The 24,654-nt window shown below is 73.4% G+C and carries 17 protein-coding genes and 1 pseudogene; 17 read left to right on the forward strand and 1 reads right to left on the reverse strand.

The window, feature by feature from the left end; all coding sequences use genetic code 11:
* Nucleotides 1-5: 5 nt before the first annotated feature.
* The 7 genes and pseudogenes from AB0M28_RS11510 to AB0M28_RS11540 all read left to right on the forward strand — a co-directional run.
* Nucleotides 6-767, forward strand: a pseudogene (locus tag AB0M28_RS11510) (CoA-transferase); the annotation flags it as partial.
* A 116-nt stretch (nucleotides 768-883) separates the two neighbouring features.
* Nucleotides 884-2,041 carry a 3-oxoadipate enol-lactonase gene (gene pcaD / locus AB0M28_RS11515; RefSeq protein ID WP_365401527.1) on the forward strand — a complete coding sequence of 386 codons (1,158 nt, stop codon included), beginning with the start codon at nucleotides 884-886 and terminating at the stop codon, nucleotides 2,039-2,041.
* Nucleotides 2,038-3,234 carry a 4-hydroxybenzoate 3-monooxygenase gene (locus AB0M28_RS11520; RefSeq protein ID WP_365401530.1) on the forward strand — a complete coding sequence of 399 codons (1,197 nt, stop codon included), beginning with the start codon at nucleotides 2,038-2,040 and terminating at the stop codon, nucleotides 3,232-3,234. The genes pcaD and AB0M28_RS11520 overlap by 4 nt, the downstream gene beginning before the upstream one ends.
* Nucleotides 3,235-3,250: 16 nt before the next feature.
* Nucleotides 3,251-4,237, forward strand: coding sequence for an ABC transporter substrate-binding protein (locus AB0M28_RS11525; protein WP_365401533.1), 987 nt, complete (start codon nucleotides 3,251-3,253; stop codon nucleotides 4,235-4,237).
* Nucleotides 4,234-5,019, forward strand: a complete 786-nt coding sequence (locus AB0M28_RS11530) for an ABC transporter permease subunit (protein ID WP_365401535.1) — start codon at nucleotides 4,234-4,236, stop codon at nucleotides 5,017-5,019. The genes AB0M28_RS11525 and AB0M28_RS11530 overlap by 4 nt, the downstream gene beginning before the upstream one ends.
* Nucleotides 5,016-5,792: an ABC transporter permease subunit gene (locus AB0M28_RS11535; protein WP_365401538.1), complete on the forward strand. Its 777-nt coding sequence runs from the start codon at nucleotides 5,016-5,018 to the stop codon at nucleotides 5,790-5,792. Before AB0M28_RS11530 ends, AB0M28_RS11535 begins: the two co-directional genes overlap by 4 nt.
* A gap of 29 nt (nucleotides 5,793-5,821) precedes the next feature.
* The gene (locus tag AB0M28_RS11540; protein ID WP_365401541.1) at nucleotides 5,822-6,631 is read left to right on the forward strand and encodes an ABC transporter ATP-binding protein; all 810 of its coding nucleotides are present in this window, start codon (nucleotides 5,822-5,824) and stop codon (nucleotides 6,629-6,631) included.
* Here AB0M28_RS11540 and AB0M28_RS11545 read toward each other — a convergent pair.
* Nucleotides 6,619-8,079, reverse strand: a complete 1,461-nt coding sequence (locus AB0M28_RS11545) for an aldehyde dehydrogenase family protein (RefSeq protein WP_365401544.1) — start codon at nucleotides 8,077-8,079, stop codon at nucleotides 6,619-6,621. The two genes, AB0M28_RS11540 and AB0M28_RS11545, sit on opposite strands and share 13 nt — an antisense overlap.
* 659 nt (nucleotides 8,080-8,738) lie before the next feature.
* On the opposite strand from AB0M28_RS11545, the gene AB0M28_RS11550 reads away from it, so the two are divergent.
* The 10 genes from AB0M28_RS11550 to AB0M28_RS11595 all read left to right on the forward strand — a co-directional run bounded on the left by AB0M28_RS11550 (nucleotide 8,739) and on the right by AB0M28_RS11595 (nucleotide 24,654).
* Nucleotides 8,739-10,208 carry a sugar transferase gene (locus AB0M28_RS11550; RefSeq protein WP_365401547.1) on the forward strand — a complete coding sequence of 490 codons (1,470 nt, stop codon included), beginning with the start codon at nucleotides 8,739-8,741 and terminating at the stop codon, nucleotides 10,206-10,208.
* A 70-nt stretch (nucleotides 10,209-10,278) separates the two neighbouring features.
* A complete protein-coding gene (locus AB0M28_RS11555) occupies nucleotides 10,279-11,595 on the forward strand; it encodes a nucleotide sugar dehydrogenase (protein ID WP_365401550.1) in 1,317 nt (438 codons plus the stop codon).
* Entirely contained in the window at nucleotides 11,585-12,841 is a 1,257-nt protein-coding gene (locus tag AB0M28_RS11560) for a glycosyltransferase family 4 protein (protein WP_365401552.1), read from the forward strand. Before AB0M28_RS11555 ends, AB0M28_RS11560 begins: the two co-directional genes overlap by 11 nt.
* On the forward strand, nucleotides 12,838-14,184 hold the full coding sequence (locus AB0M28_RS11565) for a Wzz/FepE/Etk N-terminal domain-containing protein (protein WP_365401555.1): 1,347 nt from the start codon (nucleotides 12,838-12,840) through the stop codon (nucleotides 14,182-14,184). Before AB0M28_RS11560 ends, AB0M28_RS11565 begins: the two co-directional genes overlap by 4 nt.
* Nucleotides 14,181-15,701, forward strand: coding sequence for a Wzz/FepE/Etk N-terminal domain-containing protein (locus AB0M28_RS11570; RefSeq protein ID WP_365401558.1), 1,521 nt, complete (start codon nucleotides 14,181-14,183; stop codon nucleotides 15,699-15,701). The genes AB0M28_RS11565 and AB0M28_RS11570 overlap by 4 nt, the downstream gene beginning before the upstream one ends.
* A 3-nt stretch (nucleotides 15,702-15,704) precedes the next feature.
* Nucleotides 15,705-17,627, forward strand: a complete 1,923-nt coding sequence (gene asnB / locus AB0M28_RS11575) for an asparagine synthase (glutamine-hydrolyzing) (RefSeq protein WP_365401561.1) — start codon at nucleotides 15,705-15,707, stop codon at nucleotides 17,625-17,627.
* 17 nt (nucleotides 17,628-17,644) lie between these two features.
* A complete protein-coding gene (locus AB0M28_RS11580) occupies nucleotides 17,645-19,828 on the forward strand; it encodes a bi-domain-containing oxidoreductase (protein WP_365401564.1) in 2,184 nt (727 codons plus the stop codon).
* Nucleotides 19,825-21,783, forward strand: coding sequence for an alginate lyase family protein (locus tag AB0M28_RS11585; protein ID WP_365401567.1), 1,959 nt, complete (start codon nucleotides 19,825-19,827; stop codon nucleotides 21,781-21,783). Before AB0M28_RS11580 ends, AB0M28_RS11585 begins: the two co-directional genes overlap by 4 nt.
* Nucleotides 21,784-21,791: 8 nt before the next feature.
* Nucleotides 21,792-23,354, forward strand: coding sequence for a right-handed parallel beta-helix repeat-containing protein (locus AB0M28_RS11590; protein ID WP_365401570.1), 1,563 nt, complete (start codon nucleotides 21,792-21,794; stop codon nucleotides 23,352-23,354).
* Between the two features lies 1 nt (nucleotide 23,355).
* Complete coding sequence (locus tag AB0M28_RS11595; RefSeq protein ID WP_365401573.1) at nucleotides 23,356-24,654, forward strand: O-antigen ligase domain-containing protein; 1,299 nt, start codon at nucleotides 23,356-23,358, stop codon at nucleotides 24,652-24,654.

Consider the following 24,654-nt stretch of genomic DNA (forward strand, 5'->3'; position numbering starts at 1 on the left):
GCTCGATGGACCAGGGTTCTACGAGCCGGGACTTCACCACCGACGAGCTGATGGAGGTCAACGCCGCCCGCGCGCTGGCCGGCGCCCGCACCTGCTTCACCGGCATCGGCCTGCCGTCCACCGCCGCCAACCTGGCCCGCGCCACCTGCAATCCGGACCTGGTGCTCATCTACGAGTCGGGCGCGATCGGCGCCAAGCCCACCCGGCTGCCGCTGTCCATCGGCGACGGCGAACTCGCCGAGACGGCCGACGCGGTGGTGTCCGTCCCGGAGATGTTCAACTACTGGCTGCAGGCCGGCCGGATCGACGTCGGCTTCCTCGGCGCCGCGCAGCTGGACCGGTACGCGAACATCAACACCACCCTGGTCGACCGCGGGCCCGGGCTGCCCGCCGCCCGGCTGCCCGGCGCGGGCGGCGCCCCGGAGATCGCGGCGAGCTGCGGGGAGGTCCTCATCGTCCTGCGGCACTCCCGGCGGGCGTTCGTGGACCAGCTGGACTTCGTCACCTCCGTCGGGCACGGCACCGGCCCGGGCGAGCGCGCCCGGCTCGGGCTGCCGGGGCGCGGGCCCACCGCCGTCATCACCGACCTCGGCGTGCTGCGCCCCGATCCCGCGACGGCGGAGCTGGTGCTGACCGAGCTCCATCCCGGGGTCCCGGTCGCCCAGGTGCGGGCCGCGACCGGCTGGGAGCTGAGGACCGCGGACCCGGTCGGCGTCACCGACCCGCCGCACCACGACGAACTCGCGGCGCTGCGCGCGCTGAAGTCAGGAGCCGCGAGCCCGGGCACCACGGCCCGCCACTGGAAGCCGGCACGCGACGGCACGCCCTCGGGGAGCCGCCCGACGTGCCCGGACACGACAGCACGCAACCCGGGAGCCCGCCCATGACCCAGCGCCTGCTGCACCACCACGCCGACGGCCCGGCCGCCGCGCCCCCGCTGCTGCTCGGCCCCTCGCTCGGCACCACGCTCGCCGTCTGGGAGGCCCAGGTCCCCGCCCTGGCGCGCGAACACCGGGTCATCCGCTACGACCTGCCCGGCCACGGCGGCAGCGCGGCCGGACTGCTGCCGGGCACCGAACCAGGCCGCACCACGGTCGCCGATCTGGCCGCCCTGGTGCTGGACCTCGCCGACGCGCTGGGCCTGGAGCGCTTCGGCTACGCCGGGATCTCCCTCGGCGGCGCCGTCGGCACCTGGCTCGCCGCCCACCATCCGCACCGCGTCGAGGCGCTCGCCGTGGTCTGCTCCGCCGCCCGCTTCGGCACCCCCGCGCTGTGGCACGAGCGCGCCGCGCTGGTACGCGCCCAGGGCACCGGGCCGGTGGCGGACGGGGCGATCGGCCGCTGGTTCACCCCCGCGTTCGCCACCCGGATCGAGGCCCTCGCGCTGGCCGACGACGTACGCGCCGCCGACCCCCGCGCGTACGCCGCCTGCTGCGACGCCCTGGCCGCCTTCGACGTGACCGGCGACCTGCCGCGGATCACCGCCCGCACCCTGGTCGTCGCCGGGCGCGAGGACGTCGCCACCCCCGTCGACCGTGCCCGGGAGCTCGCCGACGGCATCCCGGGCGCGGGGCTCGTGGAGATCGCCCGCGCCGGCCATCTGGCCGCCGTGGAGCGACCCGAACCCGTACGGGCCGCGCTGCTGGGCCACTTCACCGCGGGGACGGCCGCCGAACAGCGCCGGGCCGCCGGCCAGTCCGTACGCCGGGCCGTGCTCGGCGACGCGCACGTGGACCGCGCCCAGGCGGGCACCACCGCGTTCACCGCCGACTTCCAGGACTTCATCACCCGCTACGCCTGGGGCGAGATCTGGACCCGGCCGGGCCTGCCGGCCAGGACCCGCAGCTGCATCACCCTGACCGCCCTGGTCGCGCGCGGCCACCACGAGGAGCTGGCCCTGCATCTGCGCGCTGCACTGCGGCTGGGCCTGACCCCCGAGGAGATCAAGGAGGTGCTGCTGCAGACGGCCGTCTACTGCGGGGTGCCGGCGGCCAACACCGCGTTCGCGATCGCCCAGCGCGTCCTCGAGGAGGAGCGATGAGCACCGCGCCCGCCCGTACCACCGTGGGCGTCATCGGCGCCGGCCCGGCCGGACTGCTGCTGGCCCGGCTACTGCACCGGGCGGGCGTGGACTGCGTGGTGCTGGAGAGCCACGACCGTGCGTACTGCGAGCAGCGCCAGCGCGCCGGCATGCTCGAACAGGCCACCGTGGACGCCCTGCACGCCGCCGGAGCCGGGGAGCGGCTGGCCCGCGAGGCGCTGCGGCACGACGGTATCGAGCTGCGCTTCGACCGCCGGGCCCACCGCCTGGACTTCCCCGGCCTCACCGGCGGCCGGTACGTGTGGATCTACGCCCAGACGGAGATCGTCAAGGACCTCATCGCCCTGCAGCTGAAGGACGGCCCGCCGCTGCTCTTCGACGCCGAGGCGCTCGCGGTCGACGGCCTCGACGGCGAGCGGGCGCGCATCCGCTACCGCCACAACGGCGCCGAGCGGACCCTCACCTGTGACTGGATCGCCGGCTGCGACGGCCACCACGGCGTCAGCCACGCCGCGGTGCCCGGCGCCGTGACGTACGAGCGGGAGTACCCGTACTCCTGGCTCGGCATCCTCGCCGACGCCCCGCCGTCCTCCGAGGTGCTGGTGTACGCCCACTCGCCGCGCGGCTTCGCCCTGCACAGCATGCGCTCGCCCACCGTCGGCCGGCTCTACCTCCAGGTCCCCAACGGCACCGACCCCGGCGACTGGTCCGACACGCGCATCTGGGACGAGCTCGACGCCCGCTTCGCCATCGACGCCGACTGGCGGCTCACCCGCGGCCCCATCACCGCCAAGGCCGTGCTGCCCATGCGCAGCTCCGTCACCGAACCCATGCGCCACGGACGGCTGCTGCTCGCCGGGGACGCCGCGCACATCGTGCCGCCCACCGGCGCCAAGGGCCTGAACCTCGCCGTCGCCGACGTCGTCGTCCTCGCCGACGCGCTCACCGCCGCGCACCGCACCGGCGACACGGCGCTGCTGGACGCCTACTCGGCGACCTGTCTGGACCGGGTGTGGCGGGCCGAGCACTTCTCGTACTTCATGACCTCGACCCTGCACACCGATCCGGACCAGACCGCCTTCACCACGCGCCTCCAGCTCGCCCAGCTGAGCCGGATCGCCGCGTCCCGGCACGCCGCCGCGGAACTGGCGGAGAACTACGCCGGACTGCCCATCGACCGCCCCACACCTTGACCCCCAGGGGGACACGATGCGAAGACTGCTCGCCGGGCTCGCGCTCGCCGCACTGACCGCCGTCGCAGGCGCGGCCTGCTCGGACTCGGAGTCCGGCTCCTCGTCCGACGCCGCCGCCAAGCCGTCCGGCAGCGGCGGCAAGACCACCGCCGTCAAGGTCGGGGTGATCCCGATCGTCGACGTCGCACCCATCTATCTGGGCAAGGAGAAGGGCTTCTACAGCAAGCGGGGCCTCGACCTCACGCTCGTGCCCGCCCAGGGCGGGGCCGCCATCGTGCCCGGCGTGGTCAGCGGCGAGTTCCAGTTCGGCTTCTCCAACGTCACCTCGCTGATCATCGCCCAGAGCAAGAAGATCCCCGTCAAGGCCGTCGCCAACGGCGTCGCCTCCACCGGCAAGGACGGCGCCGACTTCGGCGGCATCACGGTGCCGAAGGACAGCTCCGTCAAGACCGCCAAGGACCTCGAGGGCAAGAAGGTCGCCGTCAACACCCTGAAGAACATCGGCGACACGTCCGTCAAGGCGTCCGTGCGCAAGGCCGGCGGCGACCCGTCCAAGGTCGAGTTCGTGGAGCTGCCGTTCGACCAGATGGGCGCGGCCCTGGAGGGCGGCCGCATCGACGCGGCCTGGGTCGTCGAGCCGGGGCTGACCTCGATCACGTCCAAGGGCGGCCGGGTGATCGCCTCCAACTACGTGGACGTCGCCCCCGATCTGACGGTGGCCCTGTACTTCACCTCCGCCTCCTACGCCGCGGAGCACGCCGACGTGGTGGAGCAGTTCGCGGCGGCGACCAAGGAGTCCCTGGCCTACGCCCAGAGCAACCCCGACGAGGTGCGCCGGATCGTCACGACGTACACGGAGATCCCGGGGGCCCTGATCGAGAAGCTCACGCTGCCGGCCTGGCCGCAGGAGCCCAACCGGGCCTCCATCGACACCCTCGCCGAACTCGGCCGGGGCGACGGCCTGTTCCCCGAGGTCCCGGACCTCGACGAGCTGCTGCCGTGAACCGTCCGGTCCGGCTGGGAGGAGCACTGCCCGGTCTGGGGGGCCTGGCCGCCTTCCTCGCCCTGGTCGAGCTCCTCCCGCGCTCCGGCGCCGTCTCCGCCGACTACCTCCCGCCCACCGGCCGGATCCTGCGGGCGCTGGCCACCGAGCTCAACGACCGGGCGTTCTGGCGCGACGTCGGCGACACGCTGGCCGCCTGGGCGCTGGGCCTGGCGATCGCCCTGGCGCTGGGCATCACCGCCGGGGTGGTCATCGGGGTGGTGCCGTACCTGCGGGAACTCACCGCCTCCACGGTCGAGTTCCTGCGGCCGATCCCGTCCGTGGCGCTGATCCCGCTGGCGGTGCTGCTGTTCGGCACCGACATCGGCTCGACGCTGCTGCTGGTGGTGTACGCCTCGTTCTGGCAGGTGCTCATCCAGGTGCTGTACGGCGTGCGCGACGTGGACCCGGTCGCCGACGAGACCGCCCGCTCGTACGGTCTGGGCACCTGGGCCCGGGTCCGGCACGTGGTGTGGCCCACCGCGCTCCCGTACCTGATGACCGGCGTGCGCCTCGCGGCGTCCGTGGCGCTGATCCTCGCCGTCACCGCCGAACTGGTCATCGGCGCCCCCGGCCTGGGCTCGCGGATCGCGGTGGCGCAGACGTCCGAGGCGGTGCCGACGATGTACGCGCTGGTCACGGTCACCGGCCTGCTCGGGCTGCTGGTGAACCTCGGGGCGCGGGGCGTGGAGCGCCGCGCCCTGGCCTGGCACCAGTCCGTCCGCGGGGAGGCCGTGCCGTGATCCGCGTCCTGCGCCGACTCGTGTTCCTGCTCGCCCTGCCCGCCCTGCTGGTCACGGTCTGGTGGTACGCCTCCGACGGCAGCCGGAGCATCTACGCCCCGCCGCTGCGCACCATCCTCGGCATCACCGACGAGGTGTGGACCGCCGACCGCTTCACCGACGACGTCCTGCCGAGCCTGTGGCGGCTCGCCGCCGGCTACGCGCTCGCCGGGGCGCTGGGGGTCGCGCTGGGCGTGGTCACCGGCACCTACCGGACGGTGCGGGCGTGTGCCGAGCCGGTGCTGGAGTTCCTGCGGGCGGTGCCGCCGCCCGTGCTGGTGCCGGTCATCATGCTCTTCGCCGGGATCGGCGACACGATGAAGGTCGTGGTGATCGCCGCCGGCTGCGTCTGGCCCGTCCTGCTCAACACCGTCGAGGGCGTACGGGCGGTGGACTCCGTCCAGGACGAGACCGCCCGGTCGTACGGCATCGGCGGGGCGGCGCGGCTGCGGTACGTCGTGCTGCCCGCCGCGAGCCCGCAGATCTTCGCCGGGCTGCGGCAGGCGCTGTCCATCGGCATCATCCTGATGGTCATCAGCGAGATGACCGCCGCGAGCAACGGCCTCGGCTTCACCATCGTGCAGTTCCAGCGCTCCTTCGCCATCCCCGAGATGTGGAGCGGCATCCTGCTGCTCGGGCTGATCGGCGTCGTGCTCTCCCTGCTCTTCCAGCTCGCCGAACACCGGGTGCTCGCCTGGCACCGGGGACTGCGGCGGTCGCAGAGGTCCCGGTGACCGCGAACGTGACGAAAGGACGGCGGCCCATGCTCGACGTGCGCGGCCTGAACAAGGTCTACGAGGGCCAGGGGCGCCGCGTGGAGGCCCTGCGCGACCTCACCTTCAGCCTCGCCCCCGGCGAACTGTGCTGCCTGGTGGGCCCGTCGGGCTGCGGCAAGACCACGCTGCTGAAGTGCGTGGCCGGGCTGCTCGCCCCGACCGCGGGCGAGGTGCTGCTCGACGGGCGCCCCGTCACCGGGCCGCGGCCCGGGATGGCGGTGGTGTTCCAGGAGTACGGGCGGAGCCTGCTGCCGTGGATGCGGGTGCGGGACAACGTGGGGCTGCCGCTGAAGTACCGGCGGGGCCTGCCGAAGGAGCGGCGCCGCGCCCTGGTCGAACAGTCGCTGGACGCCGTGGGGCTGGCCGACGCGGGCGGGGCGTATCCGTGGCAGCTGTCGGGCGGCATGCAGCAGCGGGTGGCGATCGCGCGGGCGCTGGCGTACGAGCCCGAGGTGATGCTCATGGACGAGCCGTTCGCCGCCGTGGACGCCCAGACCCGGGCGGGGCTGGAGGACCTGGTACGGCAGCTGTGGCGGGAGCGGGGGATGACGGTCCTGTTCGTCACGCACGACATCGACGAGGCCGTCTATCTGGGCGAGCGGGTGCTGACCCTGTCGGCGTCGCCGACGGTCGTACGCGACGACACGCCCGTCGACCTGCCCGGTCCGCGCGACCAGCTGCACACGCGCGCCGCGCCCCGGTTCGCGGAGCTGCGCGCGCACGTGTACCGGGAGATCCAGCGGGCGCAGGGCGTGGCGGACGCGCCCGTGGACCGGGTGATCCCTCAGAAGGGGTAGTGCGCCTGCTGGGCGGCCAGCGTGATCCACCGTGTCGAGGTGAAGGACTCGACGCCCCACCGGCCGCCGAAGCGCCCGTGGCCGGACGCGCCCACCCCGCCGAACGGGGCCTGCGGCTCGTCCATCACGGACTGGTCGTTGACGTGGACGATGCCGGTGCGGATCCGGCGGGCGACGCGCAGTCCGTGGGTGCCGTTCTCGGTGATGACGCCGCAGGTCAGCCCGTGCTCGGTGTCGTTGGCGAGGGCTATCGCGGTGTCGTCGTCCGGGAAGGAGGCCAGCGCGGCCACCGGCCCGAACGCCTCGGCGTAGTGCAGCTCGGCGTCCTTCGGCACACCGGACAGCACCGTCGGCGGGTACACCGCTCCCTCCGGCTCCCCGCCCCCGGTCAGGATCCGGGCGCCCCGCCGCTCGGCGTCCCGGACCAGGCCGGCGAGCCGCCGCGCCGCGTCCGGGGTGATCAGCGGGCCGACGACCGTGGCCGGCGCGGTGGGATCGCCGGTGCCCAGGGACGCGGCCCTGGCGGCGAACCGCTGGGCGAACTCCCCGGCGAGGGAGTCGTGGACGAGGATCCGGTCACCGGACATGCAGATCTGGCCGGAGTTGAGGAACACGCCGAAGACCGCGGCGTCGACGGCGTAGTCGAGGTCGGCGTCCGCCAGGACGATCACCGAGTTCTTGCCGCCCAGCTCCAGCAGCGCGGGCTTGAGATGGCGGGCCGCGAGCTCGCCGACGACGCGGCCGGTCGCCGTGGAGCCGGTGAAGTTGACGGCCCGTACCGCCGGATGGGCCACGAGCGCCTTGGCGACCTCGGGCGCGTCGTGCGGGGCGTTGGTGACGATGTTCAGCACGCCGTCCGGCAGCCCCGCGTCGCGCAGCGTGTCGGCGACGAAGTGGCCGGCGGCCAGCGGGGCGTGCTCGCTGGGCTTGAGCACCACGGTGTTGCCGGCCGCCAGCGGCGCGGCCACGGCCCGGGTGCCGAGGATGACGGGCGCGTTCCAGGGCGCGAACGCCGCGACGACGCCCAGCGGTTCGCGTACCGCGAGACCCAGCGCCCCCGGCTCCTCGGCGGCGAGCACCGAGCCCAGCGGCGCGCTGACGGCGGAGGCGGCCTCGCGGAGCATGCCGGCGGCGAGGCCGACGTTGAACAGCGACCACCCGCGCACCCCGCCGGTCTCACGGGCCATCAGCGCCGCGGCCTGCTCGCCGCGCTCCTCCATCAGGTCGGCGGCCCTGAGCAGGACGCGCCGCCGCTCGCCCGGAGCCGTCACCGCCCACTGCGGGAACGCGGCGGCGGCCGCCTCCACGGCCAGGGCGACGTCGTCCGCTCCCGCCGCGGCCACGGTGGCGTACACCTCGCCCCGGTACGGATCGGTGTCCTCGGCGATACGCCCGGAGGCGGCCGGCACGTCCTTGCCGCCGATCAGCAGATCCCGGTGAATGGTCACGTCCCTGGCCCCTGTTCGCTCAGTGAACTTTCGTTCGGCCGCCGCTCGTGCGCGAGTGTCCAGCGGAGGGGGCGGGGTGTCAATGGGCTGGGCGGGGTGTGCGCCGGGACCATGCGCCCACCCCTTCGGCGCGGGCGTCTGCCAGGCTTGGGCCCGGCCGCGCCGACAGTGGGGGGCCGTCGCGGAGCCGCCGCTACCGGAAACCCGGAGAACGCCCCTTGGCGCAGGTCACGCGGTGCGTCCGGGGGGTCGTACGGCCGGGCGCGGACTTCGGTGTACGGGTCCGTGTACACAGCTTCATCGCAAATTTCACACAAGCTCTCTTCATGTCGGCTCTGTTGCTCTAGATTGACCGTGCTGCACCTGTTTGGACGCTAGGTGATCAATGTCGCTAAGGTCCGAAGGTGATCTTTCCTGGGGCCTGTGAGAGGACGTGCTGGTCCGCCGCCGACCTGGCGGGCCTGTGAAGTGGCTTGGAAAAAACCGGTGATGACGTTCGCGGGGAGTGGGGGCCTCGCGAGGGGAGGTACATCGCCGGGGGGTGGGGGCCTCCCTGAGGGGAGGGACATCACGGGAGGCTGGGGGTCTCCCGGGGGGGAGTTGCAGTGTTGGGCGAACACGTCGAACGCACTGGTGAACGAAGGCATTCCGCGCCGCGGTTGGACTACGTCCACCCGTTTCCGGCGGCGCGCGTGCGCCCCGGGAACAGGCCGGTCGGCCGGCCCGCGGTGTACTGGGAGCAGCGCTACCGCCGTACCGTGATCATCAGTGACACCGTGGCCACCGCCTTCGTGGTGGCGGCGATCGGCGGACTGTTCGGGGTCCGGGACGCGGCCAACTGGCACGAGAAGTGGGTGATTCTCGGCTTCGGCACCGAACTGCTGGTGCTGGGCGCGCTCGCCACCAGCCGGTCATGGGCCCCGGCCGTACTCGGCCAGGGCGCCGAGGAGTTCCGCCGGCTCGGCCGCTCGCTGTGCACGGCGGTCGTCGTGCTGGCGCTCGGCGGGATCGCGCTCACCTCGCGCAACATCAAGCTCTGGATCTTCGTGGCGATCCCGGCGATCGCTCTCGCCGTCATGACCGAGCGCTATCTGCTGCGCCTGTGGCTGCACAAGCAGCGCAAGGAGGGCCGGTGCCTGCGCCCGGTGCTCGCCGCCGGGAGCCTGGCCAGCCTGCGCGACCTGATCACCCGGGTCCGCAAGTTCCCGCACCTCGGCTGGCGGGTGGACGCGGTGTGCACGGTGGACGGCAGCGGGCCCGACGGGGACCGGCTGGACGGGGTGCCGGTCGTCGGCCGGCTGGGGGACGTGGCGGGCCATGTCCGGCGCGACGGCTACCGGGTCGTCGCGGTCACCCCCGACCCGCACTGGTCGCCGGACCGGCTGCAGCGGCTGGCCTGGAACCTGGAGGGCAGCGACGCCGAGATGGTCGTGGCCCCGGTGCTGATGGAGGTGGCCGGGCCGCGGCTGCACGTCGACGCGGTGCTCGGGATCCCCCTGCTGCGCGTCAGCATGCCGACGTTCACCGGGGGCCGCCGGGCGGTCAAGGAGATCGTCGACCGGTTGGGCGCGGCGGTCCTGCTGGTGCTGTTCGCGCCGCTGATGGTCGTCGTCGGGCTGTTCGTGCTGGTGGACAGCCGGGGCGGGATCCTCTACCGGCAGCGCAGGGTCGGCAAGGACGGCCACGAGTTCACCATCTTCAAGTTCCGCACCATGATCGCCGGGGCACACCGGGCGCGAGCCGGGCTGACCGACCGCAACGAGGGCGCCGGCCTGCTGTTCAAGCTCCGCCGGGATCCGCGGGTGACCCGGGTGGGAGCGGTGCTGCGCCGGTACTCGATCGACGAACTGCCCCAGCTCTTCAACGTACTGGGCGGTTCGATGTCGCTCGTCGGTCCGCGGCCTCCGCTGCCGGAGGAGTCCGCCGCGTACGGACCGGACATCCGGCGGCGGCTGCTGGTGAAGCCCGGGCTGACCGGCCTGTGGCAGATCAGCGGGCGCAGCGACCTGCCGTGGGAGGAGGCGGTCCGCCTCGACCTGCGGTACGTGGAGGACTGGTCGCTCGCGCTGGACACGGTGATCTTGTGGAAGACACTGCGGGCGGTGCTCCAGGGGCAGGGGGCCTACTGATGCGGGGGGAGCGCCGTCCGGTCGCACGGACCGCGGGCCGCGAGGGCCCGGCTGGGGGGAGGAACGGACTATGAGGGTAGCCGTCTTAGGGCTGGGCTACGTGGGCTGCGTGTCAGCCGCGTGCCTGGCCAGCCGGGGCCACGAGGTCATCGGCGTGGACGTGAGCCGGGCGAAGGTCGACCTGGTCAACGCGGGCAGGGCCCCGGTGGTCGAGGAGCGGATAGGCGAGCTCACCGCCGAGGTCGTGCGGACCGGGGCGCTGCGCGCCACCGCCGACGTCCGCGAGGCGATTACGGACAGCGAGGTGGTGCTGGTCTGCGTGGGCACCCCGTCGGAACCCAACGGCAGCCTGTGCACCACGTATCTGGAGCGCGTCACCGAGCAGATCGGCTCGGCGCTGGCTGAGGGGGGCGGGCGGCGCACCGTCGTGTTCCGCAGCACCATGCTCCCGGGCACCTGTCTGAACCTGCTGGTGCCGATCCTGGAGAAGTACGTCGGCGGTACGGCCGGGGTGGACTTCGGGGTCGCGGTCAGTCCGGAGTTCCTGCGCGAGGGCACGAGCGTGCGGGACTTCTTCGACCCGCCGAAGACGGTCATCGGCGAGTTCGACGCGGCAAGCGGCGACGTGGTGGCGGAGCTGTACGACGGGCTGCCGGGCGAGGTGTTCCGGGTGGCGATCCCGACGGCCGAGGCGATCAAGTACGCGGACAACGCGTTCCACGGCCTCAAGATCGGCTTCGCGAACGAGCTGGGCGCGGTGTGCCAGGCGCTCGGGGTGGACCCGCACCAGGTGATGGACGTGTTCGTGGCCGACCGCAAGCTGAACATCAGCCCCGCCTATCTGCGGCCCGGCTTCGCCTTCGGCGGCTCCTGCCTGCCCAAGGACCTGCGCAGCCTCGTCCACGCGGCGCGGCGGGCCGACGTGTCGGTGCCGATCCTGTCCCACGTGCTGCCCTCCAACTCCGACCATCTGCAGCGTGCGGTGGAGCTGGTCGGGCGCACCGGCAAGCGCCGGGTGGGTCTGTTCGGGCTGTCCTTCAAACCCGGCACCGACGACCTGCGCGAGAGCCCGCTCGTGGAGCTGGCGGAGCGGCTCCTCGGCAAGGGCTACGACCTGCGGATCTACGACGCCAACGTGAACCTCTCCCGGCTGCTCGGCGCGAACCGCGAGTACATCGAGACCCGGCTGCCGCACCTCGCGCAGCTGCTCGCGGGGTCCGTCGACGAGGTGCTCGGGCACGGCGAGGTGTGCCTCGTCGGCACCCGGGATCCGGCCGTGCTGTCGGCGCTGCCCCATGGTGACGGCCCGGTGCTCATCGATCTCATCCGCCTTCCCGACGCCGAGACGCGCCGGGCCGAACCGGGGTACATGGGCCTTGTCTGGTGACACGACCAGGGGCGACGGGCCGGGCCGGCGCGCGCTGATCCTGGTGGAGAACCTGTCCGTGCCGTTCGACCGGCGGGTGTGGCAGGAGTGCACGACCCTGCGGGACGCGGGCTGGGAGGTGCACGTCATCTGCCCCCGGGGGGAGAAGCGGGACACGGAGTCCTACGCGGAGATCGACGGGGTGCGCATCCACCGCTATCCGCTGCGCGCGGCCACCGGAGGACCGGCCGGCTATCTGCGGGAGTACGGATCGGCCCTGTGGCATACGCTCCGGCTGGCCCGCACCGTCGGTCCGGTCGACGTGGTGCACGCCTGCAACCCGCCCGACCTGCTGTTCCTGCCCGCGTTGTGGCTCAAGCGGCGCGGCGCGCGGTTCGTCTTCGACCAGCACGACCTGGTGCCCGAGCTGTACCTCTCCCGCTTCGGCCGCGGCGAGGACCTGCTCTACCGCGCCGTGTGCGCGCTGGAGCGGCGGACCTACCGGGCCGCGGACGTCGTACTCGCCACCAACGAGAGCTACCGGGACGTCGCGCTGAGCCGCGGCGGACGGAGCCTGGAAGACGTGTTCGTGGTGCGCAGCGCCCCCGACACCGACCGGTTCCGCCCGGTCCCGGCGGAGCCGGAGCTGAGGCGCGGCAAGCCCCATCTGCTGTGCTACCTCGGCGTCATGGGGCCGCAGGACGGCGTCGACTACGCCCTGCGGGCCCTGGCGAAGCTGCGCGACGAGTTCGGCAGGACCGACTGGCACGCGGTGTTCGTCGGCGCCGGCGACACGTTCGACGCGATGGTGGAGCTCTCCCGGCGGCTCGGGCTCGCGGAACAGGTGCAGTTCACCGGCCGCGTTCCGGACGCCGATCTGGTGCGCTACCTGTCCACCGCGGACGTGTGTCTCTCCCCCGACCCGCACAACCCGCTGAACGACGTGTCGACCATGAACAAGGTCCTGGAGTACATGGTGATGGGGCGCCCGATCGTCTCGTTCGACCTGCGGGAGGCGCGCGTCTCGGCCGGTGACGCCGCCGTCTACGCGCCCGCCAACGACGAGGCGGCGTTCGCCAAGCTGATCGCGGTGCTGCTGGACGACCCGGAGCGGCGCGAGCGGATGGGCGAGATCGGCCGGGAGCGGATCGGCGGGCAGCTCTCCTGGCGCAACTCCCAGCGCTCGCTGCTCGCCGCCTACGACGCCGCCTGCCGTGACCGCGCTTCGGTGTCGGCGAGCGCCCCCGGCAGGAGGCCGCGGCGTTGAGCGACGACACGATTCGCCTGGTCACGATCGGCCGGATCCTCCGCCGCCGCTGGCGGGTGCTGGCCGTCCTCGCCGTGGTGGGCGCCCTCGCCGGCTACGGCATCTCCGTGCTGTTCCCGCCGCGCTACACGACGTCGGCCTCGGTGCTGCTGCCCGGGGCGTGGGAGGAGCGCGAGCTGCTCACCCAGACGCAGATCGCGACCAGTTCGGTGGTGGTCGACCGCGCGGCCGCCCAGCTGGACTGGACCGGGGTCGGCGGCAGCGAACTGCAGGACCAGGTGAGCGCCAAGAACGCCGAGGGCAACATCATCAAGATCTCGGGCACGGCCGAGACCCCGGAGCGCGCGCAGCGGCTCGCGGACGAGGTGGCCCGGCAGTTCGTGGCGTACGCCAAGGCGGTCATGGGCGACGCCGACCCCGACGCGACGATCCGGCCGGAGGCGCTGCGGCAGCTGGTGGCGCAGACCAACCGCAAGATCACCGAGCTGGCCGACGCGGCCGATCCGGGACGCACCGTGGAGAGCGTGCAGGCCCGCACCCAGCTGGAGAAGCTGCGGACCACGCTGCAGGAGGCCATGGACAAGCTGGAGGAGGTCGATCCGGCTTCCGACAAGGGCGCCATGGTCGTCATGGGCCCGGCGGCGCTGCCGCGGGGCGAGGCCCCGCCCACGAGGACGCAGCTCATCGTCGCCGGGACCCTGCTGTTCTTCCTGGTCGCGGTCATCGGCCACCTCACCGCCGCGCGGATGAGCAGCCGGCTGCGCACCGAACAGGAGATCACCAAGGCGCTGGGCGCGGCGCTGCTGGGGACCGTCGACGTACCCGGCGACCGGACCGGGCACCGGCCCAGGGGCAGCGGCCCGGGCGCCTGGGTCCGCTGGCTGCTGGGCGTCGAGACCCGGTGGGACATCCCGGCCCCGCAGACGTCCGGCGACGAGCTCAGCAGGCGGATCCGGTACCGGCGGGTGTGCGCGCGCCTGCGGGACGGACTGCCGTCCCCGCGGCGGCTGCTGATCGTCGTCCCCGACGACGACGACACCGCCCGCCGTGCCGCCGCCCGGCTGGTCGCCGAGGCGGGGAGCGATCCGCTGCTGCGGGTGGTGGGCGTCGCGGTGACCCGGCCGCTGCTGCCGGACCGCGACACCGAGTCCGGTGTCCTGGTGGTGCTCAGCCCGGCCAGCCGGACCGCGGAGGAGCTCGCCGGCATCGCCGAGGCCTGTGCGGACGCCAAGCACGAGGTCGTCGGCATCGTCGTCGCCGGCACCGTCCGGGCCCGTACGAAGCGGTCGGCCGGACGTCCGCCGGCCGCGGTCCGCCACGACGCGACGGGAGGTTCCGCGTGACGACGAGCACGACTGCGGAGTCGTCGGCCACCGCTCCGCTGCTGGACCTGCACACGCTGGTGGTGTCGGTGCGCAGACGCCGCCGGCTGTGGGTGGCCCTCGCGCTGCTGGGCCTGCTCGCCGGTGCGGCGATCGCGGTGCTGATGCCGCCCCCGCCGACCGCCGTGACCAAGGTGCTGGTCGCGCACAAGGAGGACCAGCCGAACGACGTGGGAACGCTGATCCGTACCGACGTCGCGCTGCTGCAGACCACCCGGATCGCCGACCGGGCCCTGACGTCCCTCGGGTCCTCGCAGCGACCGGAGGACTTCATGCGGGACTACCGGGGCAACGGCCTGACCAACAACCTGATGCAGATCACCGTGACCGGCCGGACCGAGGCGGAAGCGGTGGCACGGGCCCAGGCGCTGGCCGAGTCGTTCATCGCGGACCATGTGCGGCGGATGCGTGAGGCCGCGGACACCGAGGCGCAGACCCTGCTCGACCAGCGCAACCGGATGCGGGACGAACTCGACGACGTCAACAGGGCGATCGCCAAGGCGTCGCCGCGCACCGACGCGAAGGCGTCGGCGGACATGGAGTCGCTGTTCGCCCGCCGGGCCGAACTCACCTCCCGCATCTCCGACTTCGACATGCGCGCCACGGAGGCGAAGGTCGGCACGCCCCAGCTCGTCTCCGGTACGCAGATCGTGGACGCGCCGCGCGCGGTGCGGCACTCCCTGCCCAAGGCGGTCGGCACCGACGCCGTGATCGGGTTCGTGCTCGGGCTGGTGGCCGGGCTCGCGCTGGCCGCGGTCGGCACGGTGGTGGCGGACCGCCCCGTACTGCGCCGCGACATCGCCGCGCACCTGGGCGCCTCGGTCCTCGCGGAGCTGCCCCGCCGGCCGGCCCGCCTGTGGCGGCGCCGGCGGACCCGGGCCGCGGCCGAACGGCTGACGGCGCTGCTGGCCCGCAGCGTGCGCAACTCCGCCGAGCAGGTGTCGCTGCTGGAACTCGGCTGTGCGCGCACCACCAGCGTGATCGCCCTGGACCTCGCCCGGGCGCTGGCACCGCAGCGGCCGGTGGTCGTGATCGACGGCCTGCCCGGCCCGCAGCTCGCGAAGCTCCACCGCGAGCCGGGAGACCCGGCCGTGGTCGGCGGCGCCGGGACCGCGACCCTCTCCCACCACGAACGCCGGCTCGGCGTCGGCTCGGTCGCGCCCGGCACCGCGTGGACCGACCTGCAGTACCTCGGCACGCAGACCGTGCTCGTCGTGCGCGCCGGGCACGGCAGCACCGCCTGGCTGCACACCGTGGCGCGGCAGCTCACGGACCTGCGCATCGTGGTCATCGGCGTGGTGCTGATCGACCCCGATCCGCGGGACCGGACCGACGGCACCCTGTGGGACGGGCTGCACACGGCGCTGCGCGGCCAGAACGCGCGCATGGCCCCGCAGAACGGAACGGGCAGGCCACGGGAGGGGCGGCAGCCGAGCTGGGCCGCACGGGTTCCGGACACCGACCAGGAGGGCCAGTAGGACATGTGTGGCATCGCAGGCACGTACCGGTGGCCGGACGGGAACGTCGTGACCGACAAGCTCACCGACATCCTGGCCCACCGCGGTCCGGACGGGGCGGGCCGCTACAGCCATCCCGCGGGCGACGGCGAGGTGCACCTCGGGCACCGCCGGCTGGCCATCGTCGACCTGACGGAGACCGGCGCCCAGCCGATGGTCTCGGACGGCCTCGCCCTGTCGTACAACGGCGAGCTGTACAACGCGCCCGAACTGCGCGCCGAGCTGGCGGCCTCGGGGGTGCGCTTCCGCGGCACCTCCGACACCGAGGTGCTGCTGGAGGCCTGGCGGCGCTGGGGCACGGACTGCCTGCCCCGGCTGCGCGGCATGTTCGCGTTCGCGGTCTTCGACGAGCGCACCGGCGACCTGGTGCTCGCCCGCGACCAGCTCGGCATCAAGCCGCTGTTCCTGCTGCGGCGCGGCGGGGGACTGGTGTTCGCCTCCGAGCTCAAGGCGCTCGCCGCCGTGACCGGCGGATCACTGCGGGTGGACGACGCGGCGCTGGTGGCCTCGCTGCTCTACTACTGGGTGCCGGACTCGCGCTGCGCGTACCGCGAGGCGGAGAAGCTCCCGCCGGGAAGCTGGCTGCGCTGCCGGCCCGACGGCCGGGTGGAGCGCGCCCGGTACTGGAACCTGAAGGACGTCGCCGCCGAGGCTCGCGACGGCGGCCAGCCCGATCTGGCCGCCGTGGTCGAGGAGTCGACCCGTCGGCACCTCCTCTCCGACGTGCCCGTCGCGACGTTCCTCTCCGGCGGTCTGGACTCCAGCTATCTGACCGCGCTGGCCGCCCGCCACCAACCCGGGATCTCCGCCTACACGATCGGGTTCCGCGCCGAGGACGCCCGGTTCGAGGCGATGCCCGACGACCTGCGCTACGCCCGGCAGGTCGCCGAGCGGTTCGGCGTCGACCTGCACGAGATCGAGATCGCCCCCCGGGTGCTCGACCTGCTGCCGCGGATGACGTACCACCTCGACGAGCCGATCGGCGACCCCGCCGCCATCAACACCTTCCTGATCTGCGAGGCCGCCCGGGAGGCCGGGGTCAAGGTGATGCTCTCGGGGATGGGCGCCGACGAGCTGTTCGCCGGCTACCGCAAGCACCTGGCCAACCTGATCGCGCTGCGCTACCAGCGCGTCCCGCGGCCCCTGCGGCGCGCGGCGCACGCCACGGTGGACCGGCTGCCGGTCGCCACGGCCCGCCGGGGGTACCGGTCGGTCCGCTTCGCCAAGCGGTTCCTCTCCTTCGCCGAACTGCCGGAGGAGACGGCGTTCCGGCGCAGCTACACCATGTACGACCGGGGCGAACTGCTCGACCTGCTCGACCCGGACCTGGCGGGGACGGTCGAGGACGTGCTGGGCGAACACGCGGACGTCTACGGGGACAACGACCTCGACGACTTCGTCAACCGCATGTGCCTGGCCGACGCCCGGATGTTCCTGCCGGGCCTGAACCTGACCTACACGGACCGCTCCAGCATGGCCGCCTCCACCGAGGTGCGGGTGCCGTACGTCGACGTCGAGGTGGTCAGGGCGGCGTTCGCCGTGCCGGGCGACCGCAAGATCGTCAAACGGCAGGGCAAGGCCGTGCTGAAGGAGGCGGCCGCCTCGGTCCTGCCCCGGGAGATCGTCTACCGGCCCAAGGGCCTGTTCAGCGCCCCGCTGCGGGCCTGGATGAGCCGGGACCTGGCGCCGCTGGTGCGCGAGGTGGTGCACGACGGCGAGCTCGTCCGCTCCGGCTTCCTGCGCCGCGACGCGCTGCGGCGGATGGTCGCCGAGGACGCCGCCGGGCGGCGGGACTACTCCAAGCATCTGTGGCATGTGCTGACCCTCGAGTACTGGTACCGCGGCGCGACCTCCGGGTCCGGCCGGAACCCTCACGTGACCGCGTAGAAACAAGGGGACTTCGGGTGAAACAGGTTGTGCAGAACTACCGGAGCGGTGAGCTGGCGCTGCTCGACGTGCCGGTGCCGGACTGCAAGGCGGGCGGCGTGCTGGTCCGCAGCGCCTACTCGCTGATCTCCACCGGCACCGAGCTGATGAAGGTGTCCGAGGCCGGCATGTCGATGCTGGGCAAGGCCCGCTCCCGGCCGGACCAGGTGGCGAAGGTCATGCAGAGCGTGGCCACCAACGGGGTGGGCGCCACCTACCGCAAGGTGATGGGCAAGCTGGACTCGTACACACCGCTGGGCTATTCGCTGTGCGGGGTGGTCGAGCAGGTCGGCGCCGGGATCGACGACGTCGCGGTGGGGGATGTCGTGGCCTGCGCGGGCAACGAGCACGCGCTGCACGCCGAGCTGAACTGGGTGCCGAGGAACCTCTACGCCCCGGTGCCGGACGGCCTCGAACCGCGGCACGCGGCGTTCGGCACCGTCGGGGCGATCGCGATGCAGGGCGTCCGCCGCGGCGAGCCGCAGCTCGGTGAGGTGGCGCTGGTCATCGGCCTCGGACTGATCGGCCAGTTGGTGGTCCAGCTGCTGACCGCCTCCGGGGTCCGTGTCGTCGGGGTCGACCCCGATCCGGTGCGCTGCGCGCTCGCCGCGAGCCTCGGCGCCGTGGCCTGCGGCGATCCCGGGTCGGCGGGCGTGGAGAGCGCCGTGGCCGAACTCACCGGCGGGCACGGCGTGGACCAGGTGTACCTGGCCGCCGGCGGCGGCAGCAACCAGCCCGTCGAGCTGGCCGCCCGGCTGAGCCGGGACCGCGGCCGGGTCGTCGACATCGGCAAGTGCCGGCTCGATCTGCCGTGGAACGCGTACTACGAGAAGGAGCTGGACGTCCGGTTCTCCCGTTCGTACGGTCCCGGGCGCTACGACCCGGAGTACGAGCTGGACGGACGGGACTACCCGATCGGCTATGTGCGCTGGACCGAGCGCCGCAATCTGGCGTGCTTCCTCGACCTCGTCGTCCGCGGCCGCGTCGACGTGGAGCCGCTGGTCTCCCACGTCGCCGACTTCGACGACGCGGTGGAGACGTACCGGAACCTGAAGGACGGCGGCCTGAAGGCGGTGGCCGTGCTCTTCCGCTACCCCGGGCACGCGGCCGGGGCGCCGGCCCCGGTGGTGGCCGTGCCCGCGGTCGACCGGAGCGGCGGCCGGACCCCGGCCCCGGCCCGGCCCGCCAAGTCCCGCGTGCGGCTGGCGTTCGCCGGCGCGGGGAACTACGCGACCTCGATGCTGCTCCCGCACCTCGCCCGGCGTGACGGCGTCGAGCTGTCCGCGGTCGTCACCACCACGGCGCTGTCCGCGGCCAACGCGAAACGGAAGTTCGGCTTCGCCGGGGCGACCACCGATCTCGACGCGGTGCTCGGCGATCCGTCCGTGGACGCGGTGTTCGTCGTCACCCGGCACAGCTCGCACGCCGAGCTGACCGAGAAGGCGCTGCGGGCCGGCAAGACGGTGTTCGTGGAGAAGCCGCTGGCGCTGACCGAGGACGAACTGGCCGGTGTGCTGGCGGCGGTGGAGGAGTCCGGCAACGACCGGCTGCAGGTGGGCTTCAACCGCCGCTTCGCGCCGCTTCTGGGGGAGGCCGCACGGCGGTTCGGTGACCGCAGCGGTCCGGCGAGCGTCCGCTACCTGGTCAACGCGGGCCGGCTGGATCACGGCAGCTGGTACCTCCGGCAGGAGACCGAGGGCTCGCGGTTCGCCGGAGAGGGCGGGCACTTCATCGACACGGCCGGCTGGCTGCTGGGCGCCGACCCGGTCTCGGTGTACGCGGTCGCCGCCTCCGGCAACGAGGACCTGCAGGTCCTCCTGCGCTACCCGGACGGCTCCACCGCCACCGTCAGCTATGTCACCAGCGGGCCGCCCGGCTTCCCCAAGGAGACCCTCGACGTGATGGCGGACGGCAGGGTGCTGCGGCTCGACGACTTCGTCCGTGCCTCGGTGTACGGCCGCAAGCGCTGGGACAGCCCGCGGCTGTCGAAGGGCAGGGACAAGGGCCAGCGTGCCCAACTGGACGCGTTCCTCGAGGCCGTGCGGACGGGCGGGCCGATGCCGGTGCCGCTCGAGTCGCTGACCGCCACGACGGCCGCCACCCTCGCCGTACGGACCAGCCTGGCCGCCGGCGCGCCGGTGACGCTGGCGGGGGAGCGATGACCATGACCCCGGGCTGGTATCTGCGACGGCTGTCCCGGATGGGACCCCTCGAGGTCGGCGGCCGGGCCGGCGACGCGTTACGCAGACGGCAGTGGCGCGCCGAGCCGCCGGACGCCCCCGGCGTGACGGGCGCCCGGTTCACCGCCGTGCTGCCCGCCGGGACGATCGCCGCGGTGCCGCCGGACGCCGTGAAACGCCTCATCGCCGAGGCGGACCGGCTGATGGACGGCCACGTCGCGTACTTCGGGGTGGCCCGCGACGACCTGACCGGCCCGGACTGGTTCCGCGACCCGAGGACGGGCCGCCGGGCCCGGTCCCGGTACGCCTTCGACATGCCGTACCGGGACGAGGACGCGGTCGGGGACATCAAGCAGATCTGGGAGCTGTCCCGGCACCAGTACCTGACCGTGCTCGCCGCCGCCTACGCGGTCACCGGGGACGACCGGTACGCCGAGCGGGTCTCCGACCATCTGCGGTCCTGGTGGGCGGCCAACCCGCCGCTGCGGGGCGTGCACTGGGTCAGCGGCATCGAGCTGGGCATCCGGCTGCTGTCCTGGGTGTGGATCCGGCGGCTGCTCGACGGCTGGTCGGACGCGGCCTGGCTGTTCGAGGGCAACCCGGTGGCGCTGAACCAGATCTGGCACCACCAGCGCTGGCTGGCCGCCTTCCCCAGCCGCGGGTCGTCGGCGAACAACCACGTCATCGCCGAGGCCGCCGGGCAGCTGGCCGCGGCCTGCGCGTTCGGGTGGTTCCCCGCCTCGGAGCGCTGGCGGACCGGCGCGCTGCGGTCGCTGGAGCGGAACCTGCGCGGCAACACCTTCGACTCCGGCCTCAACCGCGAGCTGGCCACCGAGTACCACGGACTCGTGCTGGAACTCGGCCTGGCCGCCGTCGCCGAGGCCGACGCCGCCGACGTGCCGGTCCCGCCCTCCGTACGGCAGGTGCTGCTGCGGATGACCGACGCCCTCGCGGCCGTCGTGGACGGCCGGCTGCGCCCGCCGCGCCAGGGGGACGCGGACGACGGGCACGGACTGGTCGTGGACGGCGCGGGCACCGACCGCTGGGCCTCGCTGCTGGCCACCGGGGACGCCGTGTTCGGACGGCTCGCCTGGTGGCCGGAGGTTACCTGCACCGATGTCCGGACCCCGCTGCTGGCCGCGCTCGTCCGGCCGTACCCGGGACACGGATCCGCGCCGGCCGTGTCCCGCCCGGCGGTCCGGCCCGCCCACTTCGCCGACGCCGGGCTGACCATCCTGCGCGGTCCGCGGGAGGTCTGGTGCCGCTGCGACGGCGGTCCGCACGGCTTCCTGTCCATCGCCGCGCACGCCCACGCGGACGCCCTGTCCCTGGAGGTACGGCACGACGGGGTCGACGTGCTCGCCGACCCGGGCACGTACTGCTACCACGGGCAGCCCGAATGGCGGCGGTACTTCCGCTCGACCCTCGGCCACAACACGCTGCAGCTGGACGGCGGCGACCAGTCCGTCTCCGGGGGGCCGTTCCTGTGGACCCGGCACGCCCGCAGCCGCGTCCTGGCCGCGGGCACCGCCGAGGCGGGTGTGGCGCGCTGGAGCGCCGAGCACCACGGCTACCGGCGCTCCGTGCACAACCGCCGGGTGGAGCTGGACGCCGCGAGCCGGGAGCTGCGGGTCCTCGACGCGGTCCGCGGTCCGCGCCGCGCCGCGCGGCTGGCGTTCCACCTCGGCCCGTCGGTCACCGCGGACCTGACGGGGAACCGGGCGGTGCTCACGTGGACCCGCGACGGGGAGGACCGCTCCGCGGTGCTGGAGCTGCCCGGGCAGCTGAACTGGCGGGCGCACCGCGGCGAGAGCGATCCGCCGCTGGGCTGGTACTCGGCCGGCTTCGGGCGCAAGGAGCCGGCCACCACGCTGGTCGGCACGGGCTTCGCGGGCGGTGCGGAGGAGTTCACGACCGTACTCAGGTTCCGCGGCTAGGGGGATACGTGGGGATCAAGAGGTGGCACCGGGGGGTGCCGGCCGCACCGCTGGCAGTGGTCCTGCTCGCGGTGGCCGGCTGCGACGCCGCGCCCGACGCCCGGGCAACCGGCACCGCCGCGCCCTCCCGGTCCGCGGCCGCCGCCGCGCCCTCGCCGTCCGCGGGCGCCTCCGGGGCCGTGGCCCGGGTGTGCGACAAGCTCAAGGGCGGGCCGGCCGAGGCGCCGGCGGGCGCGGTGACGGTGGACCCCTCGGTCGTCGGCGACCTCGCCGCGAAGACCGAGAACAGCCCCCCGCACACCACGTTCTGGCTCCGGCCCGGCACGCACCGGCTGGAGCCGGGTCCCTACGACCAGGTCATGCCCAAGGCGGGGGACGTCTACCTCGGGGCGCCGGGCGCGGTGCTCGACGGCGGCAAGACCAACCAGTACGCGTTCGGCGGTACCTCGTCCGACGTCACCATCCGCCATCTGACCGTGCAGCACTTCGTCGCGCCGCACAACGAGGGCGTGGTCAACCACGAGTCGGCCCCCGGCTGGGTGATCGAGCACACGGCCGTCCAGTACAACTCCGGCGCCGGGCTGATGGCCGGCGCCGGTCAGCGGATCCGCGCCAGCTGCCTGCGCGCCAACGGCCAGTACGGGCTCAACGGGTACGCGGCCTCCGGCATCACCGGCCTGGTGCTCGAGGGCAACGAGATCACCGGCAACAACACCGACGACTGGGAGCGCCGGCAGCCGGGGTGCGGCTGCACCGGCGGCGCCAAGTTCTGGGCCGTCGACCGCGCCGACATCCGCGGCAACTGGGTGCACGACAACCGCGGCACCGGTCTGTGGGCGGACACCAACAACAACGACTTCCTGATCGCGGACAACCTGATCGAGCGGAACGACGGCTCCGCGCTGATCTACGAGATCAGCTACAACGCGGTCATCCGGAACAACACCATCCGGCGCAACAACTGGGTCGAGGGCCGCCAGGAGGCCGACCGCGGCGACGACTTCCCGTACGCGACGGTCTACGTCTCCGAGGCGGGCGGCGAGCCGCGGATCCCGGCCCGCACCGACAAGATCGAGATCCACCGGAACCTGCTGGAGGACAACTGGTCGGGGATCACCCTGTGGGAGAACGCCGACCGCTTCTGCAACAGCCCGGCCAACACCTCGTCCGAGGACTGCACGCTCCTGGTGCCGGAGGTCGCCCGCTGCAGGCAGCCGGCGATCGCCACCGCACCGCTCAACGCCGACTGCCGGTGGAAGACCCAGCGGGTGGAGATCCACGACAACCGCTTCACGCTGGACACCTCCACCGTCAAGTGCACGGAGAAGTGCGGCTTCATGGCGGTCCTGGCCAACTACGGCACGTACCCGGACTGGTCGCCGTACCACGGCGACCGGGTCGCCGAGGCGATCACCCTGAAGCAGGACAACCGCTGGTACGACAACGTCTACGCCGGACCCTGGCGCTTCGTCGTCCACGACACCAGCCGGGTGCTCGACTCCGGTCAGTGGCAGGGCGCGCCGTACCGGCAGGACGCGGGCAGCACCTTCCGGCCCAAGGCCGGTGGTTGACATGGGACGGGGCGTGACACGCGGCGGACTGCCGTACGGACCGGACGCGACGGACACCGGGCCCGGCACCGGCGCGCGCCCGGCCGGCCCGCCGAAGGCCGTCGGGATCGCCTGGGCGCTGCTGGGCCTGAACACGCTGGGATCGGCCGGGGCGAAGACCATCTTCCCGATACCCCGCTCCCTGATCCAGATGGTCACCATGGGCTCGCTGGTCGCCGCGTTCGCGCTGGCGCTCGCGGTCAACCGACGGCTGCGCATCCGGCCCAGCGCCTTCGTGTTCCTGCTCACCATGCTGCTGGTGCCGAGCCTCATCGCCAGCCTCCCCATGGCGACCGGGTTCGGCGCGCTGTTCCGCTGCTGCCGGCTGGCGCTCTTCGTCGCCACGCTGTGGCTCCTCAGCCGCTGGTGGGACGGCAGCCTCACGTTCATCCGCTACCACATCCGGATCTACTTCGCCGTCCTCGGCACGGTCGCCGCCGGGCTGGCCATCTCACCGGGCGCGGCCCGGCCCGAGCTGTACGGCGGCCGGCTGGTCGGCGCCCTGTGGCCGCTCACCCCGCCGCAGATCGGCCAGTACTCCGCGGTGATCATCGGGCTCACCGTGCTGCTGCTGCTGGGCCGCAGGACCACCGGGGCGGGCGCCGCGGTGGTCATCGTGCCCTCCTTCGTGTTGCTCGCGCTGAGCCACACCCGCACGGCCACGGTCTGCCTGCTCATCGGGCTGACGCTGGCCAGCCTCTCGCTCCTGCTGACCAGCGCCGCCGCCCGCCGGTTCTTCGCCGGGGCGGTGCTGTGCGCCGCGGTGACCGCGGCGGCGTTCAGCTCCGCGGTGCAGGCGTGGTTCCTGCGCGGACAGAGCAAGGAGAACTTCTCCAGCCTCACCGGCCGGGCCAAGGTCTGGAACGCCCTGCTGGAAGCGCCCCGGACCACCTCCGAGAAGGTGTTCGGCACCGGTCTGGGCGACAAGTCGTTCGACGGGCTGCCGATCGACAACAGCTGGCTGGCCGTCTACAACGAGCAGGGTCTGATCGGCATCTCCCTCGTGGCGACGCTCATCCTCGTCCTGGGCAGCGTCGCCCTGCTGCGCCCCCCGTCGCTGCCGCGAGCCTGTGCGATCTTCCTGATCAGCTTCGTCGCGATCTCGTCGTACACCGAGGCGGGCCTGGGCGACGCCTCGCCGTATCTGCTGCATCTGGCCGTGGCCTCCTCGCTGCTGGCACTGCCCGCCGAGGCCGCGCCCCAGCCGGCGCCCGCGGCCCCGCGGCGGCGGCTCCCGCGCTGGGCCCGGGACAGGAGGTGA

This window comes from Streptomyces sp. NPDC051940, from assembly GCF_040680895.1.
In the GTDB taxonomy this organism is placed as follows: Bacteria; Actinomycetota; Actinomycetes; order Streptomycetales; family Streptomycetaceae; genus Streptomyces.

What these genes read in the sequence shown, in the direction of transcription:
- AB0M28_RS11540 (WP_365401541.1), top strand. Translation starts at nt 5,822, where the DNA reads ATGCTCGACGTGCGCGGCCTGAACAAGGTCTACGAGGGCCAGGGGCGC.
- asnB (WP_365401561.1), top strand. Translation starts at nt 15,705, where the DNA reads ATGTGTGGCATCGCAGGCACGTACCGGTGGCCGGACGGGAACGTCGTG.
- pcaD (WP_365401527.1), top strand. Translation starts at nt 884, where the DNA reads ATGACCCAGCGCCTGCTGCACCACCACGCCGACGGCCCGGCCGCCGCG.
- AB0M28_RS11555 (WP_365401550.1), top strand. Translation starts at nt 10,279, where the DNA reads ATGAGGGTAGCCGTCTTAGGGCTGGGCTACGTGGGCTGCGTGTCAGCC.
- AB0M28_RS11525 (WP_365401533.1), top strand. Translation starts at nt 3,251, where the DNA reads ATGCGAAGACTGCTCGCCGGGCTCGCGCTCGCCGCACTGACCGCCGTC.
- AB0M28_RS11585 (WP_365401567.1), top strand. Translation starts at nt 19,825, where the DNA reads ATGACCATGACCCCGGGCTGGTATCTGCGACGGCTGTCCCGGATGGGA.
- AB0M28_RS11520 (WP_365401530.1), top strand. Translation starts at nt 2,038, where the DNA reads ATGAGCACCGCGCCCGCCCGTACCACCGTGGGCGTCATCGGCGCCGGC.
- AB0M28_RS11595 (WP_365401573.1), top strand. Translation starts at nt 23,356, where the DNA reads ATGGGACGGGGCGTGACACGCGGCGGACTGCCGTACGGACCGGACGCG.